11 protein-coding genes are annotated in these 13891 nt (G+C 55.0%); 1 reads left to right on the top strand and 10 read right to left on the bottom strand.

Annotation, left to right across the window (positions count from 1 at the left end; all coding sequences use genetic code 11):
* Window positions 1-2622: an Ig-like domain-containing protein gene (locus tag IEX40_RS15345; RefSeq protein WP_188749844.1), complete on the top strand. Its 2622-nt coding sequence runs from the start codon at window positions 1-3 to the stop codon at window positions 2620-2622.
* 141 nt (window positions 2623-2763) lie between these two features.
* On the opposite strand, the gene IEX40_RS15340 is transcribed toward IEX40_RS15345, so the two are convergent.
* The 10 genes from IEX40_RS15340 to gspG all read right to left on the bottom strand — a co-directional run bounded on the left by IEX40_RS15340 (window position 2764) and on the right by gspG (window position 13863).
* Complete coding sequence (locus IEX40_RS15340; protein WP_188749842.1) at window positions 2764-5862, bottom strand: MSCRAMM family protein; 3099 nt, start codon at window positions 5860-5862, stop codon at window positions 2764-2766.
* A 602-nt stretch (window positions 5863-6464) separates the two neighbouring features.
* Window positions 6465-8645, bottom strand: coding sequence for a type II secretion system secretin GspD (gene gspD / locus IEX40_RS15335; protein ID WP_188749840.1), 2181 nt, complete (start codon window positions 8643-8645; stop codon window positions 6465-6467).
* Entirely contained in the window at window positions 8638-9243 is a 606-nt protein-coding gene (locus IEX40_RS15330; protein ID WP_188749838.1) for a hypothetical protein, read from the bottom strand. The genes gspD and IEX40_RS15330 overlap by 8 nt, the downstream gene beginning before the upstream one ends.
* A 4-nt stretch (window positions 9244-9247) precedes the next feature.
* Window positions 9248-9844, bottom strand: a complete 597-nt coding sequence (gspM, locus tag IEX40_RS15325) for a type II secretion system protein GspM (RefSeq protein WP_188749836.1) — start codon at window positions 9842-9844, stop codon at window positions 9248-9250.
* Window positions 9841-10932, bottom strand: coding sequence for a PilN domain-containing protein (locus IEX40_RS15320; protein ID WP_188749834.1), 1092 nt, complete (start codon window positions 10930-10932; stop codon window positions 9841-9843). Before IEX40_RS15320 ends, gspM begins: the two co-directional genes overlap by 4 nt.
* Window positions 10922-11875 (bottom strand): type II secretion system minor pseudopilin, encoded by a 954-nt coding sequence (locus IEX40_RS15315; RefSeq protein ID WP_188749831.1) that lies wholly within the window; start codon window positions 11873-11875, stop codon window positions 10922-10924. Before IEX40_RS15315 ends, IEX40_RS15320 begins: the two co-directional genes overlap by 11 nt.
* On the bottom strand, window positions 11856-12590 hold the full coding sequence (locus IEX40_RS15310) for a prepilin-type N-terminal cleavage/methylation domain-containing protein (protein WP_188749829.1): 735 nt from the start codon (window positions 12588-12590) through the stop codon (window positions 11856-11858). The genes IEX40_RS15315 and IEX40_RS15310 overlap by 20 nt, the downstream gene beginning before the upstream one ends.
* The gene (locus IEX40_RS15305; protein ID WP_188749827.1) at window positions 12587-12985 is read right to left on the bottom strand and encodes a type IV pilus modification PilV family protein; all 399 of its coding nucleotides are present in this window, start codon (window positions 12983-12985) and stop codon (window positions 12587-12589) included. Before IEX40_RS15305 ends, IEX40_RS15310 begins: the two co-directional genes overlap by 4 nt.
* Window positions 12975-13481, bottom strand: coding sequence for a GspH/FimT family pseudopilin (locus tag IEX40_RS15300; RefSeq protein WP_268235803.1), 507 nt, complete (start codon window positions 13479-13481; stop codon window positions 12975-12977). The genes IEX40_RS15305 and IEX40_RS15300 overlap by 11 nt, the downstream gene beginning before the upstream one ends.
* On the bottom strand, window positions 13429-13863 hold the full coding sequence (gene gspG / locus IEX40_RS15295; RefSeq protein ID WP_188749823.1) for a type II secretion system major pseudopilin GspG: 435 nt from the start codon (window positions 13861-13863) through the stop codon (window positions 13429-13431). The genes IEX40_RS15300 and gspG overlap by 53 nt, the downstream gene beginning before the upstream one ends.
* Between the last annotated feature and the right edge of the window lie 28 nt (window positions 13864-13891).

Genomic DNA, 13891 nt, shown 5'->3' with positions numbered 1-13891 from the left:
ATGCGCCTGTTCCGACCCGCATTCGTACAATCGCTGGCAGTTGCCGGCATTGCCACAGCTCTGAGCTGTACCGCCCTCCCCGCCTTCTCCGCCGAAAACCATGCCCATGGTACGGCGAATGCGGCCGTGGACGTAGCCCAGGCACGGCAGCAGGCCTATGACCATACTCAAGCGTTGATCGCTCTGCAGAAGCGCTGGGAAAAGGCCCAGGGGAGCGAGAAATCCCAGGCACTTGAACAGCTGGTCGCGAAAGCGGAAGAGCGTCGCGTGTTCCTGCTTGAGCTGATGCAGAGCAACCCGGCCGAAGTGCTGCGCGTCGCTATTCCGGAGGATAAGCAGCGTGGCATGCCAGCTGAAGTTGTTCAGACACTGGAACAGCAGTTAGAAGTGGAAGGCGACCTGCATCAGACTTACTATCACTACAAGGATGAGTCAGTAAAACTGCGCAGTTTTCTAAAGACTCCCTTTGGTGAAACCTTCGAGGTCCACTCCTCAGAAGCACTCAATGCGCCCGGCAACAGTAAGAGTGTCGCAATCCGAGGTGTACTGATTCCTAATTCAGACAATGAATATGGCAGTGATGGCGCGGTCGCACTCGGTACGGATGAAGATGCGATTGTATGGGCATACTTGGGAGGTGACGGTTCCTCAGCTGACAGCCTTAATGGCTTATCGGGCACTGCGTCCGATTTGACGCCAACCAAAGGTGAGCAGCGAGCGGCGGTATTTCTGGTGAACTTCCAGGACGACCCTAATAACAAGCCGTGGACCGTTGCAAGCATCCAGAACACCATGACCAAAGTGGATCAGTTCTATCAGGAAGGCTCATATCAGCAGACCTGGTTCAATACCGATGTATTAGGTTGGTACACTATTCCCTATTCCGGCACTAACTGTGACAGCGAAGCCTGGCAAGATGCGGCTTTAAACGCAGCGAGCAGACAGAATAACCTGTCCCAATACACTCGCTACATCTTTATATTCCCTAACAACTCATGCACCTGGTCAGGCGCCGGTTCTTTGACGTCTCTGCCATCCCGTGCGCATCTGAACGGCTCGCCCGGAGCTGGCTCGATCGCTCACGAGCTAGGCCATAATCTGGGACTCAACCATTCCAGCTCCATCAACTGTGGCAGCAGCTCAATCGGCGGTAGCTGCACCACGAAAGAGTACGGTGACATTGCCGACCAGATGGGTAACGCCTTCGCCCACTTCAACGCTCATCAGAAGGAGCGTCTGGGTTGGTTAAGCGGCAGCGATATCCTGACCGTATCCTCAGACGGTACCTATAAAATTTCACCGTTCGAGAAAAGCGGAAGCCTGCCCAAAGCATTGAAGATATATAAGGGCGATGGGGGCATCGGCAATATGTGGGGTGACCCTGCCTACTACTATGCTGAGTTTCGTCAACCGACGGGGTTCGATAGCCTTTTGAGCAGCTACGGCGGAAACCTGACTGACGGGGCGCTGATCCATTTTGGATACGAATCGTACTCCGGCAAGAGCTATCTGCTGGACATGAACCCGGACGCCTATGGCAATCTGACGGATGGTGCATTGGTCCCGGGCGATCGTTTCACCGATCCAGCCTCAGGCTTGAGCATTACCACCATTAACAGTGACAGCAGCGGTCTTACTCTAAGTGTTCAGAATGTACAAGCTGGCACCGTCGGCTGCGTGCCGGCGCAACCCAGTCTGGCACTTAGCCCTGCGCAGGGCCCCTGGGTAGCGGCAGGCACTGCCGTAACTTACACACTTACATTGACCAACAACGACAGCAACGGATGCAGTAGCAGCAGTTTTGGACTGAGCACCAGCAAGCCGAGTGGTTGGGCGACAAGCTTCAGCGCTACGTCGTTAAACCTGGCACCGGGTCAGAGTGCCAGCGCCAAACTCACGGTTACCTCAAGCAGCAGCGCGCTGGATGGTTTCTATAGCCTGTCGATTGCGGCCGCCAATGCCAGCCATAGCGCAACGGGTACTGTGACCTACGTTGTCGATAACCCAAGCACCGTCAATTCCGCGCCTGTGGCCAACAATGACAGTGCGTCAACAAGCGAAAATACGGCAGTGACCATTAATGTGCTGGCCAATGACACTGATGCGGATGGCGATGCTCTGTCGATCTCCTCTGTGAGCGGCGTGAACAGCACGGCAAAGATTAATAGCAATGGTAGCATTACCTTCACCCCAGCCACTGGCTTTACCGGTATCGAGAGCTTCAGTTACACGGTGACCGATGGCAAGGGCGGCAGCGACAGCGCAACCGTGAGCGTTAATGTGACCGCCGCGACGACGAGCACCAACCAGGCACCCGTTGCCGTCGATGATAGCGCTTCGAGTGACGGCAATAGTGCAGTAACGATTGCAGTGCTGGCCAACGATAACGACCCGGATGGCGATACCTTGACCATCACCGGCGTTAGCCAGGCCGCTAAGGGTTCAGTGAAGATCAACGCCAACGGGACGGTAACCTTTACACCTGCCAAGAACTTCAAGAATGGTGATTCGTTCAGCTACACAATCAGTGACGGCAAGTCAACTGCATCGGCCAACGTCAATATCGCAATGGCGGGGGGCGGCAGCTCTAGTACAGGTAAGGGTAACGGCCGCAATAAATAACGGAACACAGGGAATATCAGGATAACGCCCAGGCAGGGGCAGGATTGATCAGGGTACATTAGGGAGCGCGAAGGAGCGCGTAAAAAAGGGCGATGCCAGCGGCATCGCCCTTTTTAATGCTTCGTTCCTAAAGCACACCCATTAATTTGTCAGGAACAACTGTCCAGACAGCGGGCAGGAGTCTGATCCCTCATTGTCAATAAACACACCGTTATTGGCATTGTCGAGATCAGTGGCCAGTGCCAGCATTACATCAGGATCACTGCTCAATGCGTTGTTCACTGCTGCAATGACGTCTCCAGCTGAGCCGTACGCATAGTCCACATCCGGGTGAGACGCATTCAGTACGGCAGCCACAGCGGCCCGCAAGAGGATCTCGGCTTTACCACCAGGATCATTACCACCTTGGAAGCTCAGGGCTTCAAGCATAGTGTACCCTGACAGCGCAGCAACCTTGCTGTGGGCGCCGGTAAAGTCAAAGACATCAACCAGTAGCATATCCGGCAGATAGCCAGTTGGTAGCCAGTGACCGAGGTGATGATCCTGTTTCCAGAAGCCCGGAGTACAGCCTTCATCGCCCGGAACGTACTCATTGACATAAGTACAAACGACAGTCTCACCATCCTCAATCGAGATGTTCGCTACATTAGAGCCAGCAGCAACGGAGGATTGAGTGTTGTTCGACTCATCCGGTACCTGGACTTCATAGCAGCTCAGACTCTTGAAGAAGACTTGAGCACCGAGATTAGCGAGTATCTCTTGGATATTGTAAGTCCCTTCATCCACTGTATCGATGTAATGGCAGGCATCGATCAGACTGGTATCAACAGTCGTATCAGGACATACCACATTGATATCATCACCCGCAGCCGCCATCAGGCTGAACGGCAGGATAACCTTGGCGCCAGTACCACCGGTGGCACTAGGACCTGTTCCGCCAAGCCGTTCATAGTCGAACGAAGCAACGGTACCTGTCGGCCCCTCAAGCACTTTACGGATCAGGATATTACCCGGACGCTGCAGTCTGGTATTGACGTAGATACAGGTAACTGTTTCACCCGGATCTGGCGTGATAACGACTTCGCGAACATTGCCGCCTGCCACATAATTCGAACCTGAACACTGATATTCAGAGAAGGTGATCGGGAAGGTCGGATCCACCTCTGCAATAGTGTGGGCTACACCCGGAATCACGTTGGCAAACACTTCACAATCGTCGTCAGACGCGCCACCCGTACAAGTCGGAGGAACAATAGCGCCGTCAAGCGATTGACCCGTAGCATCGAGATCGAACAACTGTGCGGCTTCGCCACTTGGTGTGAAGCTGAAGTCGAAGTTCTCAACATCACCATCAAACAGTGCGGCAACCGTATAAAGCTTCAGGATACGGATATTTGCTCGTGCCCTGTTGTTGAAAGTACAGGTCACAATTTCACCCGGATCCAAGCCGATAGCTGAAGGAGCACTGCCATCGTCACAGGTTGCACTGGTCAGATCCCATCCGGCCGGCACGGTTTCAGTCACGCTGTAGCTGCCCGGTACAAGATACCCGGAGTCATTCGGCGTTGTGGCATCGGCCAGTTGGAAGGTAGCACCACCGTTGTAGCTCGGTGTGAACGTGAACGGTGTCGGATCTCCACTCGGATCAGTCACCTTGTCGACAATGATCTTACCGCGCTTGGTGTTAGTGAAGGTACAGGTAACCACCTCACCCGCAGCCAAACCGATAGAAGCCGGCGAGCTGCCATCATCACAGGTTGCACTGGTCAGATCCCAACCCTCAGGAACTGTTTCAGCGACACTGTAGGTGCCCGGCATCAGGTAGCCCGAGTCATTCGGTGTCGTAGCATCCGCCAGGTTGAAAGTCGCTCCGCCGTTGTAGCTTGGCGTAAAGACAAACTCTTGAGGGTCGCCTGCAGGAACCGTGACCTTATCGACTATGATCTTGCCTTGCTTCACGTTCTCGAACAGACAATGTACGGTCTCGTTACGAGACAACACAATTGTCGCTGCACCGTTTGTTGATGAATCACCATCCACCCCAGCTGGCGGAACCGCATCTTCATCATAATCATCCTGACAGATGATATTATCCAGTGCCCATACAGGAGACGGATCAGTTTCATACGCTGCATAGGTTCCTGGAGGAACATCGGTGATGTGTTCGCTCTGGCCATCTTTCAGCATGAACGGAGTCACGATGTCGACATTTTCTGAGTCTTCCACATCGAAGCTGAAGTCATCAGTTGCACCATCGGGATCTGTCGATTTCTCGATGATGATCTTGCCGCAGGTGTTTACGTTCTCAACACTGAAATCATGCAGAGCGGAGGTCTTCTCGATAGAAGCTCTGTATTCCGTCAGTACGGTATTAAAACAGGGTTCTTCTCCACCGCCATACAACTCAAAAATCTGAGTAATGTTGGCTGCGCCTTCAGCAAACTGGCCTGGTATCAAGTCACCCCGCCAGGGAGTGGTGATATTTCCGGTCTCGGCCCCTCTCGGCCCGTTAACCGTCATACAGGCAAAGGGGCTAGCGGTGTGATGGCCATCAGAGGGTAAGGTACAGTCTGCGGTATTGGAGTCGAAAATAAGGTTCAGGTTGTTATCGGCCGTCGGATCCCAGAGGTAGCCTCTGATCGTAGCCACAAACCCGCCGTTACTGTAATCGGCCACCAACAACAGGTCACCGATGGTGCGCTCACCAGTCCAGTCACCGGTAACGGGGTCACAGAACATCTCCTCCTGTGCCAACCAGACGCCAAATCCCTTGGTACCGTTGACTGCGTCTCGATCCGCACCAAATGCAACCCACAAATCCCCTCCCATGTCATAGAAAGAAGTGTAGGTATATTCGAGGTCGAAGTTTGGCCCGACATTCTTTTTAGAAGTACAGGCGTTGTCTGCCATCAGGTTGTAATCTTTAGAACCTTCTGCCCACACGGTTCTATCGATTCCATCAGTAGCTGCATTGTTGTCGTCGCTAAACGTACTCGCAAAGTTTGCGGGGTTTAACACTACAGTAATCGCATCTCCATCATGATTTTCATAAATGCTGTCCCAGTCGTCACCTGGATCTGCACCAATATCGACCGTATTTGCATCGAGCTCGAACAGCCCGTCATCATGCACAGCGGATGCCGTGTACATGATTACAAGGCCCGCGGCAAAGACAGCCCCCATTATGAACGACATCGTTCGAAAGAACGGCGCCTTTAGAAAAGATAAGGACGTTCTCATGTCCCACCTCCCTCGGTTTCCCTGCTGTGAGAGAAACCATTTTGTTTTGCCTCCGGGCGTGCTCCGATAACCGGTCACATGGCTTTGGCTCAAGGATCTCCTGTAACCGACCGGTATCGAATTGGGGGATAGCGATCCAGATGATTCATTCTGCGTCCTGCACGCCTATCCCGAACACACACGGATGACGGATTTCGCATACGAGGAGCAGAAACCCTGGACTCTCCGACTCCAGAGGCCTCCGGCAAGCCGGAATTGGTCACGCGCATGCAAACGCCAAAGCCGTTGGGTGCCCTTTTTCACGCAAAGAGCATGCCCATTAGCTAGTCATTTGTTTTTAAAGGAGTTTTATAAAACAGGGAAAGGATGAAGGGCTTAAAACTGTAATCATTTTAGATTACAACCTGATAAGAGATAGCTAATCCATTGATAACTAATATCATTTTTTCAATAAACGGCTGTATCAACAGCGTAACGCATGGTTTACGCCAACTTTAGCAGCTTGCGCACCGAACTCGCCTCCTGCGGATCGATGCGCTATCGATGGATGCCTGCGGGATCGCATTCCGCCGTCACTTTTTCAATCGTTTCAAACAACTGTATCAATTTACCGGTTTGTCATTTGAGTCCAACGGACGGTTTGGCAATTCCAAACCTCTCAGTTTATTTCGATACTCTCGTGTAACTTCTCTGGCGTCGGCAGTATCGGTGACCGCCGTCGGCGTTATCATTACCACCAACTCTGTACGATTCACACTTTTACCCCGACTGCCAAAGGCCCAGCCCACTACCGGCATATGACGCAGGAAAGGCACCCCCTCTCCACCATTGGTTTTGTTCTCCTTGATCAGTCCGCCCAGCACCAGCGTTTCACCGCTCTGCACGGCAACACTGGTATTGATCCGCCGCTGGATAATAGTCGGCGAGTCGATATCGGAGCTGGTGGTGTCTTCCGCCACATCGTTGACCTCCTGAGTGATATCGAGTACCACCATGCCACCGGCATTCACCCTGGGAGTGACCTCCAGCAGCACCCCGGTATCCCGATACTGAATAGTACTGGTGGTGTTGAGATCATCACTGGCGGTGTTGGTGGTGGATGAGGTGCGTATGGGTACCTGATCACCGACGCGGATCTCGGCCGTATGGTTGTCCAACACCATCAGCGAGGGTGAGGACACCACATTCAAGCGCGAGTCCGAAGCGAGCAGGTTGAGCAGAGCCCGTGTTTGTCCCGCCTTGAATACCTCGAAAGTCGCACTGGCCGCATCTGCGGATAAGCCCGCCGCGGTTTGAATCGGACTACTGCCAATCGTTCCAATACCCTTACTCGAATTACCCAGATGACTCTTGAAGAACCAGTTCAGGCCATACTGCAGCTCATCCTGCAGTGATACCTCAACAATCGTGGCCTCAACCAGCACCTGAAGTGGCAAGACATCCAGCTTCTGGATAGCGCGGTAGACCTTATCGTAATCCGTGGGCGACGCCATGATCAGCAGTGCATTGTTCTCGTTATCGGCGATGATATCGACATCACCCACATCCAGGTTTGCCGGAGCTGACTGACTGGCCTCACTGCGTGATATTACGCCGCCCCCCCCCTGTCCCTCTGTAGCATCAGCTGCAGGTTGGCTTGGTTGGGCAGGTTGATTGGCTTCAGTTTCCTGGCGACTGCGTCTTTGCCCCTCGAACAGACTGCTTAACATCTCCGCCATGCTTTCGGCTCGTCCGTTCTGCACGTAATAGACATACATGCCCAGTCCCTGAGCGCCCTCGGTACGATCTAGACGACGTATCCAGGCTCTGGCATCGGTGAGGTACTTTTTCTGCGCCGTGAGCACCAGCAACGCGTTTAGCCGCTCGATCGGCAGGAAACGCACGACTCCCGCGAGTGGTCCCTCAGCGGAATCGCCGAAGATCACCTCCAGTTCGCTCATCAGTTGTTCAGGGTCCACTGACTGTAAGCGGAACAACCCAACCGACATCCCCTGCAGTTGGTCCACATCAAACACCTTGATCGTTTCGCGCAGGTTGATCAGTTCGGCCTGAGTGCCGGCTAAAGTGATGAGATTGCGTCGCTCGTCCGCTTCCAGCAACCCCTGTTGGGGCTTCATCGGCTCCAGTATCTTCACCATCTCCTGAGCGCCGATGTAACGCAGAGGTATCACCAGCAGCTGATAACCACGATCGGCGCTTAGGTTAGCCTTCAGACTCACGGTCCCGCCGTTGATGCTATCGATTGGAACCACTTCATAGAAGTCGCCCTGGTCCACCAACGCCGCTCCATTCACCTGCAGCAGCTTTTCCAGCGTCGGTATCAGCGCATCGCGGGTAATTGGACGGGTTGTCTGCATATTGGCAGCCCCCCGGACCCGGTCATCGAGGATATAGTTCACTTGCAGGATGTCGCCCAGGATAGTCTTTACGATCTCGCCGATTTCAGCGTCCTGGAAGTTGAAGGTGATATCCCCTTCTATGGGCTGTACATCGGCACTTCTGCCCAGATTCAGGAAAACCCCGTTACCGCCGTAAAGCTCGACATCGTCCATCTTGGTACTAGTGGCTGGCAGCTCCTCCGAAGCAAAGCTGTTCTCACTCAAGCTCTGGCGCAAACGCCTTTGATTGGCCAGAGTTTCACCCACCGGTATTGTCGCCTGGGTCGGCGATTCACCCGGTCGCAGGCTGTCCAGCGCATTGGGATTTTGTGAGTTCTGTAGTGCGCAGGCACTCAGGCCTAATATGCAGCCTGCAAGCCACAGGCTTCTGAAGTGCTTATTCATTGCGCTCATCCTTTGTTGTCTGAATGTCCTGCCGCAGACGTTCGGCGGCCTCTTGGGCGCCCTGGTCCAACGGGCGAGTTTCACCGTCGCCGTTTTGCCCCTCTGCTGCAGTACTCTGTTCCGGCTCGGCCGGTGCTCTATCTCTGGGCTCAATCAGTTCCAGGCGAACTTGCTCCTCCCCCGAATCCATGACGACTGCATCAGCCCTGATCTCCTCCAGCAGCCAGCTGTCGTCCAAGGGCATGCCGACGCTCAATACCATATGCCGCTCACCATCTCGCTCTTGCAACAGCGCCTTGGTGTCACTTCCGACCATGATGATGCCGGTGAGGCGCCAGGTTTCCCTGAGCTCACGTGCTGAGATGGCGGCTCGCCCCTCTTCGGTGGAGGTGGGGCGGCGATCACTGGCAAACAGGGGCCGCTGTAGGATGCCCTCGAAAGCTTCTCGGGGCGGCATCTCCGGCAGTTCAAGTTTTTGAACTGGCGCAGCCGCTTTCTGGTCTGCAGAAGGGGTTGGCACTTCGTCACCCTCTGCCGCCCCCAGGCTGCACGTCAGGGTAAGGAGACAGGCTGCGATCAAATACTTGAAAACGTTCATCGCTTCACTCCCTGCCTGCATAGCCGGTGAGATCGAATCGCATATCGAGAGCGGGAATCGCCGCTAATCGCTCACGCAACTCGTTTTGTCTAGCGCTTCGAGCCTGCCGTCTTGGATTCGATAGAATTCTCAGGTTATCGACCAGTAACACTGGGCGTCCCGACTCCAGGGCGTAAAGCAACTCCACCAGATCGCGCAACTCGCCGCGTAGATGCACCTGAATGGATACTGCCTGCAGAGGTGAGTCCTCATTGCTGTTTAGAATCTGAGTACTGATCACCTGTCCGCCCGACGACCCGACCTGGCGGTGCAGAAGCTGCTGCAATCCGGCCGCCGCCAGCGCCGGCGTCGACTCATTCAAATACCAGTCCGCCGATGGCAGGTTGGCTTGCAACTCCATCAGCCTCGCTTGACTGGCCTCCAGCCCCTCACTCAGACGTTCGTAAACGACCAATCTGTTCTCCAGCGCCTTGATGCGTGCGCCGTAGTCTTGCCAACTCACCCAGAGCGGAACCAGGAACACACGTACGACCAGCAGCACGACGGCGATGAGTAATGCAATCGCAAGTATTCTGCTCTGCCGAGGATTCATCTTTTTCATGGTGTTTCCTCCCCGACTACCTTAGCCATAAGGCTGAATCTCTCTTTCTGCGAGCGAGGATTGATCGTGACCGGTGAGGTAAAACTGACCTGCTCGAACAACGGCGATTGCTCAAGTAGACCTATTAATCCTGAGGCGCTGGTCGACTCGCCCTGGACCCTTAATTCATCACCCTCGAGTTCGAAGCGACTTAACCAGGTATCATCGGGTAGCAGGGTGGTTAGCTCATCGAGCAGGATCAGGGTAGCTGGCCTCGCAGTCTTGCGTTCGTATAGATAACGGCCACCCGACTCCAGTGCTTCGATCGCTTCACGTACGGTCTGAGCCTGTTCTGCAACCGCCTGCCTTGGCCCAGCCATCTCTTGCAGCTCGGCCAGACGCTCCTCGCGCTGATAGAACAGTACTGCGATCACCAGAGAAACAAGCAGGACCACGATCACCGGGCGACTGCGCAGCAGCGCTCGCCTCTGCGCCTTAGGCTGCTGATGCTCGGGCAACAGGTTGAGCGAGCTTCTCGCGCGGTTATCACCAACAGAGACTGCCGGCAGAATTGCCGAAGGCCGCAAGCCACTTTCCTCCAGAGCCCCATTAATACGCTCAAGAACCGTGTTGGGCAGAACGAAAAGCTCTACCTCAAGACGCTGGGCGGTGCGATCATGTTTAACGATTCGGTAGCCGAAACTGGCCTGGGAGGCATTGAATGGGGTGTGACGATCCAGCTCGAATCCGATAACAGAATCCAGCCGACTCTCCGTAGCCGCCGGCAGGGAAATCACCTTGTGTAACAGATCTTTCGGATCGATGGTGACCAACAGTCCAATCTTGCCTGCGTCCAGGGTGCGCCAGGTGGCTAAAGTCGGATCGGATCCGGCGCGGTCCAGCGGGATGCGCAGCAGTTGCCCCCCCTCTTTGGTTTCAAAACTGCCGGATGAGAAATGCAGAATGCGCTCACGGCCCTCCATCTTCCGACTCAGTTGCGCAGGCATGAGTACGGACAGCTCACCGGACCACCAGAGCCAGAAGCTTTTAACGGTGGCTACCAGGCTACGCCATCCGCTATTCATCCGCATAAACGGTTCACTTTTCATCACTAGACTCTCCTGAACCGGGCTGACTCATATCTCCATCTAACAGCGGTGGAGCCAGCTCGACACTCGGAACCTGGCCCCTGCGCGTAATTTCGTAGATATTTCGTATCCGCGTATAGGGCTCAATCGTCGCGCTGCTTATGGCCGTGAAAAATATCCCACTGCGCGTATCCGATACGTAGGGGGCGCCGTCGAACGGCAACTCCGGCATCGGTAGCCGGTTGCTCCATGCACTGCGTCGATCATCGATATAACCCTGAACAACGCCCTCACTCGCATTGGGCAGCGTCATCAGCACCTCGAACGACGCGACCACGGGATTGATCGAGCGTACTCCGCTCCTAACAGTCAGGTTTGAGCTCACCTGCCGATAGATCTCCAGATCCATACCCAGTACGCTCAACAGCTCCCGAACCGACTCGAACGAACGATTGGCGGGCCCTTGTTTGCGGCCCGCAGCCAGGTATTCCTCCTCCTCAGCACCGTTGAGCCGAATGAGATCGTCCTCATCCCGCCAATCCTCGATCGCCGCCACCAAGGCGGCTCTGCGGCCATCCTCCTCGACTACTGGCTTCAGCAAAGCATCGAGCAACTCCGTCGGCGCAGCGTTCAGATCGAGCTTGCCGCTTTCGTCATACAGCTCAACGTTCACCCACACCTCCCCCAACTTCATCCGATGCGCGGATCCATCCGCGAGCCAGCTGTTCTGCTCGTCCTGCTGCAGGCTCCATAATGCCCACACCAACCCGCCATTCGCCGCTTGGGTTGCAATCGTGCTCTGCTCGATATTCTGCGTTTGCCTTGCAAAGCCTCGGCCGGCAAGCGACAGGTTCCCGGCTATCAGGCTCAGCAGAATCAGCACCCAAAGCACCGTAATCAGCACCACTCCCCGCTGAGAGGAGAGCGCCGAGCCAATGCCTCGCTCAATCCGTCCGTACGCCATAGGTGTACTCCTGAAGAGCAACACTCAGCTCATTCCAGGCAGCAGACAGGGGCTCTATCCTTACTCCATCACCAAGCCCCCGGGCTTCCTGGGCTAACGCGTCATTTTCCAGTTTTATGGTCACTAAGTTTGGCAACCTGGGCTCTTCAACCCAGAGTTCAGTCTCCTGTTCGAACTGACTTTCGTCATACGACAGATAGCGAAACTCCAAACTGCCCTCTCCCACAATACGTAACTCATACTGTTTTGGTGGGCTGATCTCCTCTCCCTGTTCGTCAAACTGGGGGGACGGATCGAACAGCAGGTCCCAATCGACGAGCCCCGTATTGCTGTACGTCTTGGTTTCCAACATCAACGCCTGTGGCCTCTCAGTAGTTGCCTCGGCCAAGTAGAGCCGATACCAAAGTAAATTGTCGCCCGAGCCACTCAGCTCCCGCGGCGCGATGAACACCAGCTGATGACGCTCACCCCTAAAAGCCACCTGAATCACTCCATTAGCATCGCTGACCCGGTCATTTCTGGCCTGAGTAACTAGCCGACGCAGCAGCATCTGCAACTGGTACTGTTCCGATAGCTGTTGCTGACGGTCCACCGCATCCCAGCTGCGCGAGCCGATCCTCAAACTGCTGAACAGCAGCATCATGACCAGGCCGGTCAGTACCAGCGCTATCAGTAGCTCTATCAGCGTAAAACCCTGGCTCCGTCTCTTTTTCATAACCGCGTAACCAGCCTGAGTGTGTTCAACGTCAACGACTGGTCGCGGCCCCAAAACACGCTGACCTCTATCTCGTACGGCTCTACCGGGGTCTCATTCTCACTCGGCTCCCAGTCGGGGAAATCAAATTGCCTGACCCGCACCTCCCACTCGAACCGTTCATCCTCAAAACGCCCGGTTTCACGTCCCTGTTCTAATCTCGGGTTGGCCAATACGCGATCCATCTGCGACTGCGCCAACATCAGCGCTTCTTGTTTGAGCGCAGCTCTTCTCGTGGTATCCAATGCCAGCGAGTTCAGATTCAGTACAACACCCAGCATCATCGCCAGCAGCACAAAGGCCACCAGCACCTCCAAAAGGGTGAATCCGCGTTGAACAGGATGTTTACTGACCACGAATACTCACCCTCCCGCTCAATGCATCGACTGCTATCACATAAGCAGTTGCGCCCTCCCTGGTTATACGGAGTTCACCCCCACCGCTGCTGCCGTCAGGAAAAAACAGCAATGCTGGCTCAGTGCTATAGGGCGAACGCAGAAAGTCGAACTCCTCGTCTTCACGCATCACCACCTCTATACCCTCAGGCCAGGAGACAAGTACTTGATTGCCCGAACGATATGCCTGCAACTCGTCGTCTGGAACCAACGACCGCACCCGGCTGAGGCTTACCGCTTCACTCCTCAACTCTCTTAGCAGCGCCGCGCTCTGTCGGGCAAAGGCCTTCAACTCGCTGCCGGGCAGTACGTTGCCGATATTGGGCGCCACCAGTGCCAGCATCAGCGAGGCGATCACCAGCACCACCAGCAGCTCCAGCAGTGTCATCCCGCGTTGCCTGCTATCACTCCCAGTTCGATACGTCGCTGTTTTCACCCTCGCCCCCCTCCCGACCATCGGCGCCAAGGGAATAGAGGTCGTACTCGCCATGCTCACCAGGAGCACGGTAGTTATAGTCGTTACCCCAGGGATCCTGACGGATTACGTTCTTGCTCAGGTAGGGACCATTCCAGTTGGTGGCGCCTGATGGCTGGCGTATCAACGCTTCCAGCCCCTCCTGAGTGCTGGGGTAACGCCCAACCTCCAACCGATAAAGGTCCAGCGCCGCGCCGAGTTCCTGAATCTGCAGTGCGGCGGTCTTGGTCTTGGACGTACCCACATGGCGCAGCACCTGGGGACCGACGAGACTTGCCAGCAAACCTAAAATCACCAGTACCACTAGCAGCTCGAGCAGCGTGAAACCAAGTATTGGCCGCCTCTGTACTTTCTCGTGTTGCATATACTCACCCTCTACTCTTGGCATCGGA

Source organism: Marinobacterium zhoushanense, assembly GCF_014641945.1.
GTDB classification, from domain to species: domain Bacteria; phylum Pseudomonadota; class Gammaproteobacteria; order Pseudomonadales; family Balneatricaceae; genus Marinobacterium_D; species Marinobacterium_D zhoushanense.
Note: the sequence above shows the minus strand (reverse complement) of the source record. Positions and strands in the feature narration are given on the sequence as shown.